The sequence below is a fragment of the Streptomyces sp. MBT65 genome (assembly GCF_016612545.1).
Classification (GTDB): Bacteria; Actinomycetota; Actinomycetes; order Streptomycetales; family Streptomycetaceae; genus Streptomyces.
In genome coordinates, this window is sequence record NZ_JAENRY010000037.1 from 23310 (window position 1) to 42102 (window position 18793).

Consider the following 18793-nt stretch of genomic DNA (forward strand, 5'->3'; position numbering starts at 1 on the left):
CGTTCGCAAGGATCGCCCATGCCCGTACAAAAGGTGCTCGTCGTCGGCGGCGGCATCACCGGAAGCGTGCTGTGTCTCGCGCTCGCCCAGCGGGGCGTCGAGGTGGAGCTCGCCGAGATCTCTCCGCAGTGGTTCGGTGTGGGCCATGGCATCACCCTTCAGGGCAACGCGCTGAAGGCGCTGCGCTCGGTGGGTGTGCTGGATCGGGTGCTGGCCCGGGCGGTGCCCTTCGACCTCATGCGGCTGCGCCGCGCCGACGGCGGGCTGATCACCGAGTTGAACACCCCGCACACCGGTGGGCCCGAACTGCCGTCCACGGCGGGCGCGTTGCGCTCGGATCTGCAGGACGCGCTGTGCGACGCGGTGCGTGCGCACGGGGTGCGGGTGCGCCTCGGGCTGAGCGCGGACCGGCTCGACCAGTCGCCCGAGCACGTGGACGTGGCCTTCACGGACGGTTCGACCGGCCGCTACGACCTCGTCGTGGGCGCCGACGGCATCAACTCGGCGATGCGCGCCCTGATCGGCATCGACGCGAAGCCCCGTCCCGTCGGTATGTCGATCTTCCGGGTCGTCGCGGAGCGCCCGCCCGAGATGGACTGCGCCGAGGTGTACTACGGCGGCCCCCGCTTCAAGGCCGGCTACAGCCCGATCTCCCCCGACCAGTGCTACGCCTACCTCCTGGACGAGAACCTCGACACCGCCCTGGTCGGCCCCCGCGCCCCGCTCGCCCTGCTGCGTGAGCGCGGCGCCGGGTACGGCGGCACCTGGGGCAGGATCCTCGCCTCGCTGCCCGAGGACACGGCGGTCGACTACCGCTGGATCGAGGCGATCCTCGTCGACGAGCCCTGGCACCGGGGCCGCGCGATGGTCATCGGCGACGCGGCGCACGCCTGTCCGCCGCTGATCGCGCAGGGTGCGGCGATGTGCATGGAGGACGCGGTGCTGCTCGCGGAGGTGGTGACGGCGGAGGAGCCGACGGAGAAGGCCCTGGACCGCTTCATGAACCGGCGACTGCCCCGGGTTCGGATGGTTCTGGAGAACTCGCTCCAGCTCGCCGACTGGGAGATCCACCCCGGCACACCGGGCGCCGACCCGGCCCGCATCATGTCCGAGACGCTCGACAACCTGACGGCCGCCGCATGACCGGCTCGCCCGTGGTCGACTTCCACGGCCATCTCGCCGTCCCCGCCGCCGACGCCCTGGTCGCGGGCACCCCGGGTCTCGCCGCCGAACTCGCGGCCGAGCAGCGCGCCCACTCCCCCGTGTCCCTGGCCGTCAACCGCGCCCAACTCCAGCGCCTGGCACCCCGGTTGACGGACGTCACCACCCGCCTCGCGGACCTGGACGCGATGGGTGTGGACATCCAGGTGGTCGGCCCGATGCCGATGCACCACTACTGGGCGGACCCGGACCTCGCGATCGGGCTCGCCCGCACGGTCAACGCTTCCGTCGCCGCGCACTGCGCCACCGCACCCGACCGGCTGTACGGCCTCGGCACCGTCCCGCTCCAACACCCGGACCTCGCGGTCGCGTTGCTCGACCAGGCGGTCAACGACCATGGCCTGTACGGCATCAGTGTCTCCACGACGGTCGACGGCCGCGAACTGGCCGACCCCGCGCACGACGTGGTGTGGCAGCGGGCCGAGGAGCTGGGCGTGGTGGTGTTCATCCACCCCTGGGGCTGCTCCCTCGGTGAGCGGCTGGCCACCGGCTACCTGGGAAACACGGTCGGTCAGCCCGTCGAGACGACCGTCGCCCTCTCGCATCTCATCTTCACCGGCGTCCTCGACCGCTTCCCTCGTCTGAAGCTGGTGGCGGCGCACGGCGGCGGCTATCTGCCGACGTACATCGGCCGTTCGGACCACGCCTGGCAGGTACGCGAAGACGCGCGCGGCTGCGCCGAGTTGCCCAGCAGCTATCTGCGGCGGATGTGGTTCGACGCGCTGGTGTACACCCCGGGCGCACTGCGCCATCTCGTCGAGGAGGTGGGCGCGGACCGGGTCGTCCTCGGCACGGACCACCCCTTCGACATGGGGGTCGACGACCCGGTGGCCCGCCTCGACGCGGCCGGGCTGGCCCCGGCCGACCGGGCCGCCGTCGCCGGGGGCAACGCCCTCGACCTGCTGCTGAAAGGACGTACGCGATGACCGCCGGTGCCCTCGGGCCGATCGAGGAGGAACTCGCCAAGGCCCGTTCCGCCTACCGCAATTGGGGCCGCTGGGGTGAGGACGACGTGCTCGGCACGCTGAACTTCATCGACGACGCGATCCGCGCCCACGCGGTGGGCCTGGTGCGGCGCGGGCGGTCCTTCTCGCTCGCCCAGGAGTTCAACGAGTCCGGCCCGCAGCGCGGTTTCCGCGGCCGTATCAACCCCGTCCACTACATGAAGGACACCGGTTCCGACGCGGCGGCCGGCACCCAGGGTTTCCCGCACGGTTTCGGCGGCGCCGACGACCACGTCGTGATGCCCTTGCAGGCCTCCACCCAGTGGGACGGCCTGGGCCACATCTACGACAACAAGCAGGCGTGGAACGGCCGTCCGTGCACCATCGTCAACGGCGACGGCGACTCGGTCACCGGCATCGAGCACATGAAGGAGGCCTTCACCAGCCGTGGGGTCCTTCTCGACGTAGGACGCGCGGTCGGTGACGAACACGGTGAACTCCCGGACGGTTTCCCCATCTTGGAGGAGCACTTGCGGGCCACCATCGAGGCGCAGGGCGCGACGAGTTCGGTCCGGCGCGGCGACCTCGTCCTGATCCGCACCGGGCAACTCGGCCGCGTACGACGGCTCGGCGCGTGGGGCGGTTACGCCGCCGGTGACGCGCCCGGTCTCTCCTTCACCACCCTCGGCTGGCTGCACCGCACCGAGATCGCGGCGATCGCCTCCGACACCTGGGGACTTGAGGTGCGGCCGTACGAGTTCCCGCAGCCCGCGATGTCCCCGCTGCACCAGATAGCGATCCCCAACATGGGCCTCCCGTTGGGCGAGATGTGGGACCTGGAAGCCCTGGCCGAGGACTGCGCGGCCGACGGTGTCTACGAGTTCCTGCTGGTCGCCGCGCCACTGCCGGTCACCGGTGCGGTGGGCGCCCCTGTCAACCCGATCGCGATCAAGTGAGTACGCGCGTGAATCTGAACCGTTTCTCCGGCACCCTTCACCTCCCCGACGACGAGGACTTCGAGACGGCGTGCTTCGGCCGGGTCTTCAACGCCCGCCGCCCGACCAACCGTTCACCGGCCGCCGTCCTCATGGCCGAGTCGGAGCAGGACGTCGTCGAAGGGGTACGCCTCGCCCTGGAGCGCGGCTGGCAGGTCGCCGTCCGTTCCGGCGGGCACAGTTGGGCCGCCTGGTCGGTGCGCCAGGACGCGCTGCTGATCGACCTCGGGGGCTTCCGCGAGATGGCGTACGACCAGGGGACCGGGATCGTGACGGCGACCCCCAGCGTCAAGGGCGGCGACGAACTCAACCCGTATCTCGGGGAGTTCGGCCGCTTCTTCAACGGCGGGCACTGCCCCTCCGTCGGCATCGGCGGATTCCTGCTCCAGGGCGGCCAGGGCTGGAACGCTCGGGGCTGGGGCTGGGCGGCGGAGAACATCGTGGCGATCGATGTCGTCACCGCCGAGGGCGAGTTGGTGCGCGCCGACGAGACCCGGCACAGCGACCTGTTCTGGGCGGCGCGTGGCGCGGGCCCGGGCTTCTTCGGCGTCGTGACCCGCTTCCACCTCCGCACCCGCCCCCTGCCGACGTACTTCGGCCACACCGTGCACGCGTACCCGCTCGACCTGTTCGACGAGGTCATGATCTGGCTGCACGGCATACACCACACGGTCTCGGACCTGGTGGAGATCGTCGCGCTCACGCAGACACCGCCCGACCTGGACGAACCGGTGCTGCTGGTCACGGGCGTGTCGATGACGAACACGGCCGAGGAGGCCGCCGAGGCGCTGGCGCCGCTGCACGCCAACCCGTACGCGGACCAGGCCCTGTTCCGCGTGGAGGCTCAACAGACCACGCTCGCCGAGCAGTTGGCGGGCCAGCGCACCGCCAACCCCGAGGGCCATCGCTACCTGGTCGACAACGCATGGCTGACCGGCCCGGCCGACGAGGTGGTGCCGGCGATCCGCAAGGCGTTCACCGAGCAGCCCACCCGGCAGACCTTCACCATCTGGTTCTCCATGGCCCCGCTCCGCCAACTCCCCGACATGGCCTTCTCGTTGCAGTCGGAGATCTACTGCGCCACGTACGTCATCCATGACGACCCCGCGCGGGACGCGGAGTTGCGTACCTGGCTGGACGGGGCAATGGCGGACATGCGGCCGGTGACCGCGGGCCAGTACCTCGGCGACTCCGACTTCACCGTGCGGCAGTTGAGGTTCATGGGCGACGAGCAGTGGCGGCGGCTGCGGGAGATCCGGGCCGCACGCGACCCCAAGGGGCTCTTCGCCGGCCATCTGAGCACGGGGGCCGTCACCAACACCAACCACTGGGAGCAGTGAGCGATGCGTTTCGCGACATACGAGTACGAGGGCGTGGAGCGCGCCGGGGTCGTCCGGGACGGAACCGTCCATCCACTGCCCGAGGGCGTCACGGTACTGACCCTGCTGGAGCAGGAGGTGCTGCACGCGGCCGGTACCGAAGCCCTAAGGCAGCCAAGCGACTTGACAGTGGATCAGGTCCGGCTGCTGCCGCCGCTGGAGCCGCCGTCCATCCGGGACTTCGTCGGTTTCGAGGCGCACATCGAGGGGGTGTCGAAGTCCCTGGACGGCCTGGAGCACGTACCCGAGGAGTGGTACCGGGCGCCCAACTTCTACTTCACCAACCCCCATGCGGCGTACGGCGCGCACGACGAGGTGCCGGTTCCGGCGGGCTGTTCGGTGCTCGACTTCGAGTTGGAGGTCGGGGTCGTCATCGGACGCAGCGGGCGTGATCTCACTCCGGAGCAGGCACGTGAGCACATCGTCGGCTATCTGGTCTTCAACGACTGGTCGGCGCGGGATCTCCAGAAGCCGGAGAAGAACCTCGGCCTCGGCTTCTCCAAGGGCAAGGACTTCGCGAACACGCTGGGTCCCTGTCTGGTCACCGCCGACGAGGTCGAGGACCGACGCGACCCGGACGGCTTCCTGGACCTGGAGATGACGGTCACCCTCAACGGGGAGCTGATCGGCCGGGACACCCTCGCCAACGTCTCCTGGACCTTCGAGGAGATGATCGCCTACGCCTCCCGGGACGCCTGGGTGCGCCCCGGGGACATCCTCGGCTCGGGCACCTGCGGCTGGGGCGCGCTGGCGGAGTTCTGGGGCCGGGTCGGCGAGCGCACCCCGCCGCCGCTCCGGCCCGGCGACGAGGTGACCCTCGCGGTGGAGCGCCTCGGCACCCTCTCCAACCGCGTGGTGCCCGGCCGTACGGACGTGTACCTGCCGCGCGCCCGCAAGCGCGGCCGGACGCCGAGGCCGTAGATCCGACCGCGCACCCTTCCTACCTGCACACATCCGGGGATCCGATGGCAGCTATCGGATCCCTGTGACTTCGCTCCCGGCCCCTTCCTCGGCGGGAGGGCGGTCGTTACGCTCCGGTTTCACCGAGCTTCAACGACGCGGCCGGAAGGACAGGCGCATGGGTCTGGGAGCAATCGACCTGAATCTTCTGGTGGCTCTGGAAGCCCTCCTGGAGGAGAAGAACGTCACCCACGCGGGGGTGCGGCTGTCCACCAGCCAGTCCGCGATGAGCGGCTCCCTGGCCCGGCTGCGGCGGCACTTCAACGACGAGCTGCTGGTGCGGGTGGGCCGCGAGTACGAGCTGACCCCGCTCGCGGAGCGGCTGCTGCCGGTCGTCCGGTCCTCCCTGCACAAGGCGGAGGAGGCGCTGTCGCTGACCAGGCACTTCGATCCCTCGCGCAGCCGGCAGCGGTTCTCGGTCGTGATGTCCGACTATGTCATGACGGTGTTCGTGGAACCGCTGCTGCGGGCCCTCGCGCAGGAGGCCCCCGGCATCCGGATCGACTTCCACCCGATCGTCATGGGGCAGCTGGAGACGGAGACGCATCTGCGCTGTCACGACCTGATGATCGTGCCGCTCGGCTATCAGCTGCCGGGGGTGAGCGAGGCCGTGATGCACGACCGGTTCGTGTGTCTCGTCGACCCGGACAACCCTCGTCTGGTGGACGGTCGGCTCTCGCTGCGCGACCTTGCCGAGATGCCGCACGCGGCCTGCGCGGTTGGCAAACTCACGCCTGCGGACCGGCAGTTGGAGACCCTCGGCATCACGCCCAGGGTGCAGGTGAGCACTCCCGGCTTCAACGTGCTGCCGTTCCTGGTGGGCGGCACCGACCTGGTCGCCGTGGTCCCCGAGCGGCTCGCCCGGCGCTACGAGAGCTTCGCACGCTGCGCCGTCGTACCGACGCCCTTCCCTGACGTACCGCTGGTGGAGGCGATGTACTGGCACCACAACCGGCACGCGGACCCGGCGCACCGCTGGCTGCGGGAGACGGTCCGCGAGGTGGGCGCGTCGCTGGACGACCCGGTGGTGCGCGCGATCACCGACGAGATCGCCGACGCGGATGCCACCCATGCCGATCGTGCGTTTCCGGAGCTGACCGCGGCTTCCTAGCGTGGACGGGAGACAGCCCGCACCCCCTGGAGGAACCGTGAGCCGTACGCGTCTGGCCGGTCGTACCGTCGTAGTCACCGGGGCCGCGCAGGGCCAGGGCGCCGCCGAGGTGGCGGCCGCGGCCCGGGAGGGGGCGACGGTGGTGGCGACCGACGTCCTGGACGAGACGGGCGAGAAGCTCGCCGCGTCCCTGCGCGCCGACGGCCTGGACGTCACCTATCGGCACCTGGACGTGTCGTCCGAGGACGACTGGGCGGATCTCGCGGCCGGACTGGACGTGGTGCACGGTCTCGTGAACAACGCGGGCATTCCCATGCGGGCGCGGCTCGGTGAGGTCAAACTCGCCGACTGGAACCGGGCGTTCGCGGTCAACACCACGGGCGCGCTGCTCGGCATCCAGGCCCTCCTCCCGCTGATGCCGGCCGGTTCGTCCATCGTGAACGTCGGCTCGGTCGCGGGTCTCACCGCGCATCACGCGGTCGCGTACACCGCGAGCAAGTGGGCCCTGCGCGGGCTGTCGAAGGTGGCCGCGCTGGAGCTGGCGCCGCGCGGCATCCGTACGAACGTGATCCACCCCGGCTATATCGAGACCCCGTTGATGTCGTCCGCGAACCCGGTGTTCGTCCAGGCCCATCTTTCGCTCACCCCGCAGGGCCGGGCGGGCACGGTCGACGAGGTGGCTCCGCTGGTCGTCTATCTGCTGTCGGACGAGGCGTCGTACGTCAACGGCGCGGAGATCACGGTCGACGGCGGGTACGCGGCGCACGGCGGGGTGAAGGCGATCACCAACGCGCTCGACGCCCCGTGACGGCCGTCGCCCCGGGCGGTGTCGGCCGTCGTGGGTGAGGAGTGCGGCGCTACTGGTCGGTGCGGTCGGTGCGGAGGCCCGCGGTCAGCCGGTTGATGCTCTTGACCGCGAGTTCGGCGAGGTTCGAGCGGGCGACGACGGCGGTCGTCTCGCCGTGCCGTCGGACGCTGCGCAGGTCGCGCTGGACCTGGCGCGAGAGCTGGTGGAGTTCGCGCTGGGCGGTGGCGAGCCGCCGCTCGGCGGCGGTTCGGGCCTGTCGGTGCTCCCGTCGGGTGCGGGGAGTGCCGGTACTGTCGGACGAGGTCTCTGTGGGCATGGCGGTGCTCGCTTCCGTGATGGTGGGTCGCGTCGCCGCGAGGGGGCGGACGCCGACGGTCTCCAAATAGGCTTCTACGGCGCCGAGTTCGGCGGTGTCGAGCACGGCGGCGACGTATCCGTCCGGGCGGACGAGCACCCACTGCTCGGAGGAGAGTCCGTAGGCGCGCTGGACGCGGTCGCCGCTGTCGAGGATGTCGCCCCGGGCGCCGATGGTGTGGATGTGCAGGCCGGGGCGCGCTGCCGGGGCCGAGTCCTCGTCGACGTCGTGGCCGAGGAGGGTCCAGTGGGGTCCCTGGAACAGGCTGAACAGGCGGGTGGGGAGGCCGCCCGCGCCGGTGACGGGCTCGTCGGGCGCGCGGTCGCCGGCCAGTACGCCCCGGTCGCGCCCGGAAGTGCGCAGCGACAGGGGCGAGTTCAGGTAGCCGAGGTCCAGCTGACTGACCTCACGGCCCCGGTGGATGTCGCGGTTCTTGGCCGCTTCGAGCAGCCTCTCGGACAGGCCGAGGACGGCTTCGGCGATGGGCCGGCGTTCCTGCTCGTACGTGTCCAGCAGGGTTTCCGGGGCGCCGTCGAGCACGGCGGCGAGCTTCCAGCCGAGGTTGTAGGCGTCCTGGACACTGGTGTTGAGGCCCTGTCCGCCGGTCGGCGGGTGGCAGTGCGCCGCGTCCCCGGTGAGGAACACGCGCCCCCGCCGATAGGTGTCGGCGAGCCGGGCGTTCATTTGGAACGCGGACGCCCAGGACACCGAGCGGATCACGACGTCGTCGCGGCCGGTGCGTTCGCGGAGGAAGGCGGTGAGCCCCTCGGCCGAGAGGTCCAGGTCCACGTCGAAGGGGACGGGGGCCTGGAGTTGGAACATGTCGGTGCCGTGGAGCGGGCACATCGACACCTGCCCGGCGGTGTCCTCGCCCCAACGGTGCCAGGCGTCCGACGAGACGCCGTCGACGTACACGTCGGCCACGATCGCCCGTACGCCGAGGGTCTTTCCGGGAAAACCGATGCCAAGTGCCTTGCGGACGAAGCTCGATCCGCCGTCGGCACCGATCAAGTACCTTGCCCGTACGGTCCGTTCACCGTCCGGGGTGGCGATCCGCGCGGTCACACCGTCGGCGTCCTGCTCGAAGCCGACGAGTTCGTGGCCGTAGTGGGAGGCATGGCCCAGCTCGGCGAGGCGTTCGCGCAGTCGGCGCTCGGTGAGGAACTGCGGGACGAGCAAGGGTATTTGGTACGGCTCCTCCGGAGTCGGCTCCGACATCTCCACGCCCACCTGGTCGATGGGACCGTCGGCGGTGTAGACGCGCTGCACGGGATACTCGCCGCCGGAGGCGACGATCCGGTCGATCACACCGAGGTCCTCGAAGACCTCCTGGCTGCGGGGCTGGATGCCCTTGCCGCGCGAGCCGGCGAACGGCTGCGCCGCCTTGTCGATCAGCAGGAAGGCGATGTTCCTGCGGGCTAGGTCGAGGGCGAGGGTCAGACCGGCGGCGCCGGTGCCGCAGATGATGACGTCGGTGTCGGTGGTGGGGGACATGGCTCCGGGCTCCTTCGGTAACTCCACTGATTCCAGGACGCGTTGTGATTCCCGTACGCGTTGCATGACGGTCCTTGCCGGGGTCAGGGCACCAGGACGGTGCGTACGCCCGGGACCTCGGGCGCGTTCCAGGCGCTCTCGACGTCGGCGAGCGGGACCGCCTTGGCGGTGACCGCGATGCCGCCGCTCTCGATCTCCTCGACCAGGGACGGGAGTTCCTCCAGGTACGTCCTGGTGGACACGGCGCCCTGTCCGTTGCCCTGGAGCCGGAAGTTGGCCGAGCGCAGTGCCACTGACGGGAGTTCGATGGTGGGGCCCGCCATGGCGCCGATCTGGATCCAGTTCAGGGCGCGACCGCGGTCGGCGCGGGCCCGCAGCACCGCCATGATCGCGTCACCGGCGGGCCTGCCCCACAAGTAGTCGATGACCAGGTCGACTTCGGCGGCCTCCTTGGCCAGCGCGGTCCCGGTGGCGTCGGCGTCGTCGGTGAGCGCGACGGTCGCGTCCGCGCCGATTCCGGGCAGGGCCGCGAGGCGGGCCCGGTCGCGTCCGGCGCCGACGACCCGCCCGGCGCCGAGCCGCTTGGCGACCTGGACGGCCATCTGTCCGGCGTTGCCGGTGGCGCCGAGGATCAGCACCGACTGCCCCGCCTCGATCGGGACGCGGCGGCGCAGTGCCACCCAGGACGACATGGCGGGGTTCATCGCGGCGGCGATCCTCACGACGTCCGCGCCGTCGGGCAGCGGGATGGCGCGGCGGCTGTCGATGACGGTGCGGGTGGCCATCGGGCCGGTCAGTTCGTCGTCGGCGACGAAGTACACCAGGCGACCGTCCTCGCGACGGCCGACACCGTCTACGCCGGGCACCAACGGCAGCTTCCCGGTGCTGGTGTAGTGGCTGCCCGACGCGCCGGTGCGGACGCGGGGGTGCAGGCCCACGGCGAGGACGTCGACCACTTCCTGGTCCTCGCCGGCGGGGGCGGGCAGGTCGAACGGCGCGTAGCGGGGCGGGGCGTCGAACGAGTGGACCACCGCGGCGTGGATGTCCATGGCTGTTCTCCTCGGATTTGGTACGCGGGGCGTAGGTTTTAGTACGTGACACCAATTAAATTAGTAGGTGCCGCGTACCTTTGCAAGTAGAATCCGGAACATGACCTCACCGCGCGACACCGCGCCCCCCGCGACCGAGGACCTCGGCCTGGTCGACGCCCTCGCCCAGCTGTCGTTCCTGGTGCAGAACGCGCTGGCCGAGATCGCCGGGGAGTACGACCTGTCGCTCACCCAGACGCGGCTGCTCGGGATCCTGCGGGACCGGGAGCCGACGATGAACCAACTCGGCCACCACCTCGGCCTCGACAAGTCCTCGATCACGGGCCTCGTCGACCGCGCGCAGCGCCGGGGGCTGGTCACCCGCACGCCCAGCACGCTCGACCGCCGCTCGTTCCAGGTGTCGATCACCGACGCCGGCCGACAGCTCGCACAGCAGGTCGCCACTCGGTTCGCCGAGCGGATCGAGAAGTGTGTCGAGCCGCTCCCCGAGGCCGACCGCACACGGCTGTCACGGCTGGCGACCAGGATCGTGACCACCGACGCCCAGGCCCACGGGGTCGACCTGCGCACGAACCGGGACTAGGACAGGGACCTCAACCGCCGTTCCAGGAAGCGTCGTTCCGCGTCGTTCTCCACCAACTCCAGCGCCCGTTCGTACGCGGCGGCCGCCTCCGCCGTACGGCCGCCGCGGCGCAGCAGATCCGCGCGGGTCGCGGGCAGCAGGTGGTAGTCGGCCAGTTCGCCCGACCGCTCCAGTCCGGCCACCAACTCCAGCCCCGCGTCCGGGTGTTGGGCCATGCCCACGGCGACCGCCCGGTTCAGGCGCACCACCGCGGAGGGCACGAAGCGCTCCAACTCGCCGTACAGGGCGGCGATATCGGCCCAGTCGGTGTCCTCGGCGGTGGGGGCGGTGGTGTGGCAGGCGGCGATGGCGGCCTGGATCTGGTACGGCCCGGGGCGGCCCCGGCGGAGCGTGTTCTCCAGGAGGGCGGCGCCTTCGTCGATCTCGGCCCGGTCCCATGCCGTACGGTCCTGGTCCTCCAGGGTCACCAGCTCGCCCGCCGCGTCCACGCGGGTGCGGCGGCGGGCGTCGTGCAGCAGCAACAGGGCGAGCAGGCCCAGCACTTCGGGCTCGTCCGGCATGAGATGTGCCAGGACGCGGGCCAGCCGGATCGCCTCCGCGCACAGGTTCGTTCGCACCAACTCGGCGCCGGACGTGGCCGCGTAGCCCTCGTTGAAGAGGAGGTACACCACCCCGAACACGCCCGTCGTCCGCTCGGGCAGCAGATGCGCGGGCGGTACCCGGTACGGGATACCGGCGTTGCGGATCTTCCTCTTGGCGCGCACGAGGCGTTGCGCCATGGTCGCCTCGGGGACGAGGAAGGCACGGGCGATCTCGGGAGTGGTCAGTCCCGCGAGCGTGCGCAGGGTCAGCGCGACCCGGGCCTCGATGGGCAGCGCGGGATGGCAGCAGGTGAAGAGCAGCCGCAGCCGGTCGTCCTCGACGCCGCTGTCGTCACCGTCGTACTCCGGGTCGTACGGTCCCTCGTCCCGCCCCAGCACCGCGACCTCCCGCAGTTTCGCCGCTCCGACCGCCTCCCGGCGCAGGACGTCGAGGGCGCGGTTGCGGGCGGTCGTGGTCAGCCAGGCGCCGGGGCGGCGCGGGACTCCGTCGCGCCGCCACCGGTCGAGTGCCTGGGCGAAGGCGTCCTGCGCGCACTCCTCCGCGAGGTCCCAGTCGCCGGTCACCCGGATCAGGGTGGCGACGACCTGGCCCCACTCCTCGCGGAAGGCGGCGGCGACCGCCGCCTCGACGTCCGGCACGCTCACTCCCAGACCGGCCGCACCTCGACCGAACCGCCGGCCAGCGCGGCGGGGTGCCGGGAGGCGAGCGAGATCGCCTCGTCCAGATCCGCGACCTCGATGATGTCGATGCCTGCGACGTACTCCTTGGACTCGACGAACGGCCCGTCGCTGAGCAGGACTTCATCGCCCTGCACGCGGACGGTGGTGGCGTCCGTGGACGGCCGTAGGCGTGCTCCGCCGCGCATCAGGTCGCGGCCGCGGACCTCGTCGATGTAGGAGGTGAAGCGGGGGTCGTCGGCGATCTCGGCGGGGCTGAGTTCCTCGCCGTCCACGGGGGTGCAGATGAGCAGGGCGTACTTCATGGCTACTCCCCGGCCTTCTCGGTGGCGGGTGAGACGTGCTCGTGGATGACCTGCCAGCGCAGGCCGGTGTTGCGGTAGCCGGTGGTCACGCGCAGGACGTCGTCCAGCGGTCGGCCGTCGGCGCGGGTGCCGTGCAGCCGGACGAGGGCGATCCCGAAGGCGATGGACTCGTCGACGTGGACGCGGGACTCCAGCACCTCGCGGGTCAGGGGCCCGGTCACACTCCCGAGGACCTCCTCCACGGCCTTGCGGAAGTCCGCGGTACCGGGCCGCTCGGCATCGAGTGCCCGGATCTCCGTCTCGCTGTCCTCCTCGCCGTCCATCGGCCAGAAGGGGCGCACCTCCATGGCGCCGATGGTGGCCACAGGGTGCTTGGCGGCGGCCTCGACCGCCTCCTCCAGGGTGTCGCACTCCAGGATGTCGAATCCGGCGACGTACTCCTTGGTCTCCGCGAACGGCCCGTCGGTGCGCAGCACCTCCCCGCCGCGCACCCGCACGGTGACAGCCTCCGTGGGCAGCGCGAGCCGGTGCCCGTGCAGCCGTACGTCGCGGTCGCCGAGTTCCTCCACCCAGGGTTCTACGGGTGCCATCCCGGAGGCGTCGGCGGTGTCGTCGCCACACACGAGCAGCATGTATTTCATGGATCCTCCTGGTCCTCATGAGCTTCCTACACCCCACCGACGAACGCACCCGAGCCGGATCGACACCCCCGTCGGAAAACTTCTTCGGGACTCCTTCGGGAGAACGCGAAGAGGCCGGGGCCACCAGGCCCCGGCCTCCTCCACGACGTACCCGCTAAGCGGTCGCCGCCTGCACCGACGGCTCCCCCGCGCCCACGGTGGCGCGCTCGGTGTTCTTGCGCACCAGCAGCAGGGTGACCACCGCGCCCAGCAGCGAGGCGCAGCCGCAGATCACCACGCCGAGGGCCATGCCGTGGCCGAGGGCGGTCTGCGCGGCGGCCTTGGCCGAGGCGCTGCCCGCGTTGACGACGGCGAGCGGTCCGGCCGCCTTCTCCATGCCCGCGTCGGCCCCGCTGAGCTTGCCGACGAGGGCGGAGGACGCCGCGCTCATCGCGATGGTGCTGATGACGGCCGGTCCGAGGCCCTGCCCGAACTCGCGGACCAGGCTGGTCGCGCCGCTGGCCATGCCGGTCATGTTGATCGGTACGGCGTTCACGGCGGCGGAGGTCAGCGAGGACACCACGCAGATGAAGCCGACGCCGAGGAGCAGCACCGGGCCGATGAAAGCCGCGAGGGAGGTGGTGGTGATGGGCAGGGCGGCGATCCAGAACTGTCCGGCGGCCATGGGCAGCAGGCCGCCCATCAGGAGCCAGCGGGCGTCGATCCTCGTGAGCATCCGGCTGAGCACCGGTGCCAGCAGCAGCGGGATCAACTGGAGGATCACGAAGGGCATTCCGGCCCGCAGCGGGCTCAGGTGCATCACGGCGCCGAGGCGGATCGAGACGCAGTAGGCGGTGCCGATGAAGCCGAACATGCCGGCCAGCGCGACGACGGCCGCCGCCGCGAAGGAGGGGATCCTCAGCAGGCCGAGGTTGAACATCGGGGAGGCCGCGCGGGTCTCCGCGACGACGAACCCGACGAGTGCGACGGCCGCCAGGGTCAGCGAGCCCACGATCGCCGCGCTGCCCCAGCCGCGGTCGCCGCCCTCGATGACGCCCCAGAGCAGGGCGGTCAGGCCGATGGCGATGGTGATCTGTCCCGGCCAGTCCAGCGCACGGCCCTCGGGCGCTTTGGAGTCGGTGACGAGCTTCCAGGAGGTGACCGCGACGATCAGACCGAGGACGACCGGCGGCACGAACGCCCAGCGGAAATCGGCGACGGTGGCGAGGACCCCGGAGGACAGCGGGCCGAGCGCGGAGGCGAGGGAGATCGACAGCGCCCAGGTGGAGACGGCTTTCGCCCGATCCTTGCCGTCGGGTGTGGCCGCCGCGATGACCGCGAGGGAGCTGGGGAACAGCGCGGCGGCGCCAATGCCGGCCAGGGCCTGCCCGGTCCACATCATGGTGATGTTCTGCGAGGCGGCGTTGAGGAGTTCACCGAGCGCCAGCACGAGCCCGCCGAGCACCAACAGCCGCTTGCGGCCGAAGAGATCGCCCACCACACCGAAATTCAGTTCCAGAATCGCGGTGGGGAGAATGAAGGCCGAGGTGACCCAGGCGACTTGGGAACCCGATGCTCCGAATGCGGCCTGAATTTCTCCGTTGATGGGCGAGGGAACGGTAATGCACAACTGTGCCGCCGCGACCGCGAGACAGCACGCTATGAGCGTTCCGGGGTCCAGTCTTTTCAAGGAGGTCGAATCCGTCATCGTGCGTGCCCTCACTCTGCGTTTTTCTCTATGAGTTCGATGAGATTTCCCTCGGGGTCACTGACCCAGGCCATGCGCACTCCGGGTTCGGGGGACGGCCCGGGTGCCATGACCTCGCCCGCTCCATGGGAGACCAACGCGCCGTGGACGGGGTCGAGTTCGGGGGTGGTGACCGCGAAGTGCCCGTATCCCTCGGTGAGTACGGCGGTCATCGGGTCCGGCGCGCGCGGGCCGGGGACGGAACCGGGCCTGGCGAGCAACTCGATGCGCCAGCCCCGCGGATGCTCCAGTACGACACCTCGCAGACCGGGCCCTTCGAGGTGGAACTCGAAGACGGTCTTGAGCCCGAACGCGCCCTGGTACCAAGCGACTTGGGCCGCCAGATCGCTTACGTTGACGCCCACGTGGTCGAGTCGGACGGTCACGGCTCAGCCCGCCATCGCGCTGTCGCCGCCGTCGACCATGAGGTTGGCGCCGTTGACGAAGGCCGCCTCGTCGGAGCAGAGGAAGGCGGCGGCTCGCGCGATGTCCTCGGGCCGCCCCACCCGCCCGACCGGGATGCGCGCCTCCAACTGGGCCTTGGGGCCGTCCGGATCGTCGAGGAAGGGCGCGGTGGCGGAGGTGCGGGTCATGCCCGGGGCGATGGTGTTGACGCGGATGCGGTGCGGGGCGCCCGCCGCGCACAGGTGCAGGCTCATCGCCAACACCCCGCCCTTGGCGGCCCCGTGGGGCACCATCGGCATGAACGGCGCCCCGCGCACGGCGGCCACGGAGGCGACGTTGAGCACGGCCCCGCCACCCCGCGCGATCAGGTGCGGCCAGGCGGCCTGGGTGCAGAAGTAGGGGATGTCCAGCTCGTTCCTGATGGTGAAGTACCAGTCCTCGGCGGGCATCGTCTCGAACGGGCCGTTCCGCAGCGCGGAGGCGTTGTTGTACAGGATGTCGATCCCGCCGAAGGACGCGATCCCGGCCTCGATCCACTCCCGGGCGCCGTCCTGGGTGGACAGATCCACTGGGGCGAGTGACCGCATGATTCCGCCGGCCTTCTCGACGAGTTCCACGGTCTCGGCCGCACTGTCCTCGTCGATGTCGCAGCCGAAGACCTCGGCGCCTTCCGCCGCGAATACCAGCGCCGCGGCCCGCCCTATTCCTGCCCCCGTCCCACTGATGAAAGCGATTTTCCCGGCCAGTCGACCCATGATTGCCAAGTCCCTTGTCCCGTGCCGCCGTGGTGCGGTGGTGGCAGCGTAGGTACGGCCATTGACGAGAACAAGAAATGGGTCAGCGAAGGGCCATCGGGGGTTCGTATGGCTGGTATGAGGCGGGAAGCCGGGAACTCCGCACGGCTTCACGGCAGGATGTCCCCATGAGCACCGACGACCAGGCCCGGCTGATGCGCGCCAACCAGGCGAACTGGGACGCCCGCACCCCCGTCCACGTCGCCAGCCGGTTCTACGGCCTCGACGGCGACCCGGACCCGGCCCGCTGGTTCGCCTCCTTCGAGTGGGACGACCTCGGCGACCTGGCCGGCCGGGACGTACTGCACCTCCAGTGCCATCTGGGCACCGAAACCCTCGCGTTCGCACAGCGCGGGGCCCGCGCCACGGGCCTCGACTTCTCCGCGGCGTCCGTGACGGCCGCGACCGGCATCGCGGCGAAGGCGAGCCTGGACGTCGACTACGTACAGGCGAATGTGTACGACGCCGTGGAGGCCCTGGGGCAACGGCAGTTCGACATCGTGTACACCGGCAAGGGCGCCCTGTGCTATCTGCCCGATCTACCGCGCTGGGCCGATGTGGTCGCCCAACTCCTGCGCCCGGGCGGCCTGTCGTACATCGTCGAGTTCCACCCCCTGCTCAACTCCCTCGGCCCGAAGCCGAGTCCGGGTGAGGGACCCGAACTGCTGCTGCGCCACGACTACCTGGGCGGCGGTGGTCCGGTGCACCGGGACGCGACGTTCACGTACACCGACGGTCCGGCCGTGGCGGACGCGACCGACAGTTACGAGTGGATGCACGGAATAGACGAGGTCATCAACGCGTTGACGACAGCAGGACTGAACATCCGGCGCCTTCGCGAGAGCGACGAACTGCCGTGGCCGCGCTGGCCGCAGATGGTCCGGACCCCGACCGGCTGGTGGCGCCTGCCAGAGCCGCGGATCCCCCTCCTGTACGGCCTCCTGGCGACCTGCTGAGGCGCACCTCACACCCAGAGCCGCACCGGGTGTGCTACGGTGCGGTCAGCACTTGTGTACGCCCCGTTCTGGGCGCCGGTGCCAGATCCACTTCACTTCCGCCGCGCAGCCCGTCGATCTCCGACCGGCACACCGGCTTTCTCCACACCATCTCGTGACCGGCGGCTTGTCGCCGCACCCGAGGTGATGTTTCCCGCCGCCCCGAGGAGCGCCCATGCGCCCTCCCTCTGCGGCTCCTCCCCCTTCCTTCCGCATGACACATGCACCCGTCCTTGAAAGGACCACCCATCATGACCACCACACTCGAACCCCCCGTACAGGAACAGCCCCGTATCCGGACCGCCACCGGTGTCCTCGACATCGACGGCAACGGGAAGGGGTACCTGCGGGCGCTGGACTGCCAGCCCACGCCCACCGACCTCCAGGTCTCCCCCGCGCTGATCCGCCGTCACGGCCTGCGCAAGGGCGACCTCGTGGAAGGCGTCCGCGGCGGCCAACGCGCCCTGACCGAGGTCGCGTTCGTCAACGGGCACACGCCCGGCGAACTGCGCGGCCGACGCCACTTCCGTGACCTGACGCCGCTGCACCCGCGTGAGCGGCTCCACCTCGAACACCCGGCGGCCGGCCTCACCGGACGCGTCGCCGACCTGATCGCCCCCGTCGGCAAGGGCCAGCGCGGGCTGATCGTGGCCCCGCCCAAGACCGGCAAGACCGTCCTGCTCCAGCAGATCGCGGCGGCCGTCGCCGGCAACCACCCCGAGGCCCGCCTCATGGTCGTCCTGCTCGACGAGCGCCCCGAGGAGGTCACCGACATGCGGCGCTCCGTGCGCGGCGAGGTGTACGCCTCCACCTTCGACAAGGCCCCCAAGCAGCACATCGCGCTGGCCGAGCTCGTGATCGAGCGGGCCAAGCGGCTCGTCGAGGCGGGCGAGGACGTGGTGATCCTCCTCGACTCGCTGACCCGGCTGTGCCGGGCGCACAACAACGCGGCGGCCTCCGGTGGCCGCACCCTCAGCGGCGGTGTCGACGCGACCGCGCTGATCGGCCCGAAGAAGTTCTTCGGCGCCGCCCGCCTCGCCGAGGAGGGCGGATCGCTCACCATCCTCGCCACCGCGCTGGTCGAGACCGGCTCCCGCGCGGACGACTTCTACTTCGAGGAACTCAAGAGCACCGGCAACATGGAGCTCCGCCTCAGCCGCGAGCTGGCCTCCCGCCGGGTCTTCCCGGCCGTGGAGATCACCCCGTCCGGCACCCGTCGCGAGGAACTCCTGCTCACTCCGGCAGAGTTGACCGCCGTACGAGGCCTGCGCAGGGCCCTCCAGTCAAGGGACGGCCAGAGCGCCACGGAGACTCTCCTGGAGCGCATGCGCGAGACCCCGGACAACGCGACGTTCGTACGCCGGATCCAACCGACGCTGCCGTCGAACTGACCGGAGCCTGCTGCCCCAGGGGCCGCGGCGCTGTACCGATATGCAGCTCCGCCGCGTGGCGCGACCAGCCCGCACCGGGCCCGCGGCCGAACCACTAGCGCATCCGGGTGCACACTCACCCCGCTCGGCCCCGCCATCGCCCCGGACAACGACTCCGTTCCTACGTTTGCCGATATGACTATCGGATTCTCACCCCGGATCGCCATGTCGGCCTGCGCCCTCTGCCTGACAGGCGTCCTCGCCTTCACCCCCGTCGCGGCGGCAGCCGACACCGGGTCGGATCCCAGCACCCAGGTCCACCCCCACCCCGGCGCCCCCCGACTCCCGGACCTCTCCGCCCTCTCCTGGCTCGTCGCG

18 protein-coding genes and 1 pseudogene are annotated in these 18793 nt (G+C 70.8%); 11 read left to right on the forward strand and 8 right to left on the reverse strand.

Going from position 1 to position 18793, the window contains the following annotated elements; genetic code table 11:
• Positions 1-18 precede the first annotated feature (18 nt).
• The 7 genes from JHN63_RS11170 (at position 19) to JHN63_RS11200 (ending at position 7418) form a co-directional block, all read left to right on the forward strand.
• A complete protein-coding gene (locus JHN63_RS11170; protein ID WP_200679259.1) occupies positions 19-1143 on the forward strand; it encodes an FAD-dependent monooxygenase in 1125 nt (374 codons plus the stop codon).
• Positions 1140-2147, forward strand: coding sequence for an amidohydrolase family protein (locus JHN63_RS11175; RefSeq protein WP_200679261.1), 1008 nt, complete (start codon positions 1140-1142; stop codon positions 2145-2147). The genes JHN63_RS11170 and JHN63_RS11175 overlap by 4 nt, the downstream gene beginning before the upstream one ends.
• Positions 2144-3121 carry a cyclase family protein gene (locus JHN63_RS11180; RefSeq protein WP_200679263.1) on the forward strand — a complete coding sequence of 326 codons (978 nt, stop codon included), beginning with the start codon at positions 2144-2146 and terminating at the stop codon, positions 3119-3121. The genes JHN63_RS11175 and JHN63_RS11180 overlap by 4 nt, the downstream gene beginning before the upstream one ends.
• Positions 3122-3129: 8 nt before the next feature.
• Positions 3130-4500 carry an FAD-binding oxidoreductase gene (locus JHN63_RS11185; protein WP_200679266.1) on the forward strand — a complete coding sequence of 457 codons (1371 nt, stop codon included), beginning with the start codon at positions 3130-3132 and terminating at the stop codon, positions 4498-4500.
• Between the two features lie 3 nt (positions 4501-4503).
• Positions 4504-5460, forward strand: a complete 957-nt coding sequence (locus JHN63_RS11190) for a fumarylacetoacetate hydrolase family protein (RefSeq protein WP_200679268.1) — start codon at positions 4504-4506, stop codon at positions 5458-5460.
• Between the two features lie 157 nt (positions 5461-5617).
• Complete coding sequence (locus JHN63_RS11195) at positions 5618-6610, forward strand: LysR family transcriptional regulator (protein ID WP_200679270.1); 993 nt, start codon at positions 5618-5620, stop codon at positions 6608-6610.
• Between the two features lie 37 nt (positions 6611-6647).
• A complete protein-coding gene (locus JHN63_RS11200) occupies positions 6648-7418 on the forward strand; it encodes an SDR family NAD(P)-dependent oxidoreductase (RefSeq protein ID WP_200679272.1) in 771 nt (256 codons plus the stop codon).
• Positions 7419-7467: 49 nt separating this feature from the next.
• On the opposite strand, the gene JHN63_RS11205 is transcribed toward JHN63_RS11200, so the two are convergent.
• Together JHN63_RS11205 and JHN63_RS11210 are read right to left on the reverse strand one after the other, a co-directional pair.
• Complete coding sequence (locus JHN63_RS11205) at positions 7468-9267, reverse strand: FAD-dependent oxidoreductase (protein WP_200679274.1); 1800 nt, start codon at positions 9265-9267, stop codon at positions 7468-7470.
• A gap of 83 nt (positions 9268-9350) precedes the next feature.
• Positions 9351-10316, reverse strand: coding sequence for a zinc-binding alcohol dehydrogenase family protein (locus JHN63_RS11210; protein WP_200679276.1), 966 nt, complete (start codon positions 10314-10316; stop codon positions 9351-9353).
• A 100-nt stretch (positions 10317-10416) separates the two neighbouring features.
• Here JHN63_RS11210 and JHN63_RS11215 point away from each other — a divergent pair, with 100 nt between their 5' ends.
• Entirely contained in the window at positions 10417-10899 is a 483-nt protein-coding gene (locus JHN63_RS11215; protein WP_200679278.1) for a MarR family winged helix-turn-helix transcriptional regulator, read from the forward strand.
• Here the strand turns inward: JHN63_RS11215 and JHN63_RS11220 are convergent.
• The 6 genes from JHN63_RS11220 to JHN63_RS11245 all read right to left on the reverse strand — a co-directional run bounded on the left by JHN63_RS11220 (position 10896) and on the right by JHN63_RS11245 (position 16011).
• Entirely contained in the window at positions 10896-12146 is a 1251-nt protein-coding gene (locus tag JHN63_RS11220) for an RNA polymerase sigma factor (RefSeq protein ID WP_200679279.1), read from the reverse strand. The genes JHN63_RS11215 and JHN63_RS11220 overlap by 4 nt on opposite strands.
• Positions 12143-12484 carry a YciI family protein gene (locus tag JHN63_RS11225; protein ID WP_200679281.1) on the reverse strand — a complete coding sequence of 114 codons (342 nt, stop codon included), beginning with the start codon at positions 12482-12484 and terminating at the stop codon, positions 12143-12145. Before JHN63_RS11225 ends, JHN63_RS11220 begins: the two co-directional genes overlap by 4 nt.
• 2 nt (positions 12485-12486) lie before the next feature.
• Positions 12487-13125, reverse strand: coding sequence for a YciI family protein (locus tag JHN63_RS11230; RefSeq protein ID WP_200679283.1), 639 nt, complete (start codon positions 13123-13125; stop codon positions 12487-12489).
• 154 nt (positions 13126-13279) lie between these two features.
• On the reverse strand, positions 13280-14812 hold the full coding sequence (locus JHN63_RS11235; RefSeq protein ID WP_200679284.1) for an MFS transporter: 1533 nt from the start codon (positions 14810-14812) through the stop codon (positions 13280-13282).
• Positions 14813-14823: 11 nt separating this feature from the next.
• Complete coding sequence (locus JHN63_RS11240; protein ID WP_200679286.1) at positions 14824-15237, reverse strand: VOC family protein; 414 nt, start codon at positions 15235-15237, stop codon at positions 14824-14826.
• Positions 15238-15240: 3 nt separating this feature from the next.
• On the reverse strand, positions 15241-16011 hold the full coding sequence (locus tag JHN63_RS11245; RefSeq protein WP_200679288.1) for an SDR family NAD(P)-dependent oxidoreductase: 771 nt from the start codon (positions 16009-16011) through the stop codon (positions 15241-15243).
• A gap of 167 nt (positions 16012-16178) precedes the next feature.
• On the opposite strand from JHN63_RS11245, the gene JHN63_RS11250 reads away from it, so the two are divergent.
• The 3 genes and pseudogenes from JHN63_RS11250 to JHN63_RS11260 all read left to right on the forward strand — a co-directional run.
• Positions 16179-17006, forward strand: a complete 828-nt coding sequence (locus JHN63_RS11250; protein ID WP_200679290.1) for a bifunctional 2-polyprenyl-6-hydroxyphenol methylase/3-demethylubiquinol 3-O-methyltransferase UbiG — start codon at positions 16179-16181, stop codon at positions 17004-17006.
• A 290-nt stretch (positions 17007-17296) separates the two neighbouring features.
• Positions 17297-18436, forward strand: a complete 1140-nt coding sequence (rho, locus tag JHN63_RS11255) for a transcription termination factor Rho (protein ID WP_200679292.1) — start codon at positions 17297-17299, stop codon at positions 18434-18436.
• Positions 18437-18610: 174 nt separating this feature from the next.
• A pseudogene (locus JHN63_RS11260) lies at positions 18611-18793 on the forward strand (D-alanyl-D-alanine carboxypeptidase); the annotation flags it as partial.

Coding starts and splice junctions, on each gene's coding strand:
- JHN63_RS11205 (WP_200679274.1), bottom strand. CDS start 9,267: ATGTCCCCCACCACCGACACCGACGTCATCATCTGCGGCACCGGCGCC.
- JHN63_RS11195 (WP_200679270.1), top strand. CDS start 5,618: ATGGGTCTGGGAGCAATCGACCTGAATCTTCTGGTGGCTCTGGAAGCC.
- JHN63_RS11210 (WP_200679276.1), bottom strand. CDS start 10,316: ATGGACATCCACGCCGCGGTGGTCCACTCGTTCGACGCCCCGCCCCGC.
- JHN63_RS11235 (WP_200679284.1), bottom strand. CDS start 14,812: ATGACGGATTCGACCTCCTTGAAAAGACTGGACCCCGGAACGCTCATA.
- JHN63_RS11175 (WP_200679261.1), top strand. CDS start 1,140: ATGACCGGCTCGCCCGTGGTCGACTTCCACGGCCATCTCGCCGTCCCC.
- JHN63_RS11225 (WP_200679281.1), bottom strand. CDS start 12,484: ATGAAGTACGCCCTGCTCATCTGCACCCCCGTGGACGGCGAGGAACTC.
- JHN63_RS11250 (WP_200679290.1), top strand. CDS start 16,179: ATGAGCACCGACGACCAGGCCCGGCTGATGCGCGCCAACCAGGCGAAC.
- JHN63_RS11245 (WP_200679288.1), bottom strand. CDS start 16,011: ATGGGTCGACTGGCCGGGAAAATCGCTTTCATCAGTGGGACGGGGGCA.
- JHN63_RS11215 (WP_200679278.1), top strand. CDS start 10,417: ATGACCTCACCGCGCGACACCGCGCCCCCCGCGACCGAGGACCTCGGC.
- JHN63_RS11190 (WP_200679268.1), top strand. CDS start 4,504: ATGCGTTTCGCGACATACGAGTACGAGGGCGTGGAGCGCGCCGGGGTC.
- JHN63_RS11180 (WP_200679263.1), top strand. CDS start 2,144: ATGACCGCCGGTGCCCTCGGGCCGATCGAGGAGGAACTCGCCAAGGCC.
- rho (WP_200679292.1), top strand. CDS start 17,297: ATGACCACCACACTCGAACCCCCCGTACAGGAACAGCCCCGTATCCGG.
- JHN63_RS11170 (WP_200679259.1), top strand. CDS start 19: ATGCCCGTACAAAAGGTGCTCGTCGTCGGCGGCGGCATCACCGGAAGC.
- JHN63_RS11230 (WP_200679283.1), bottom strand. CDS start 13,125: ATGAAATACATGCTGCTCGTGTGTGGCGACGACACCGCCGACGCCTCC.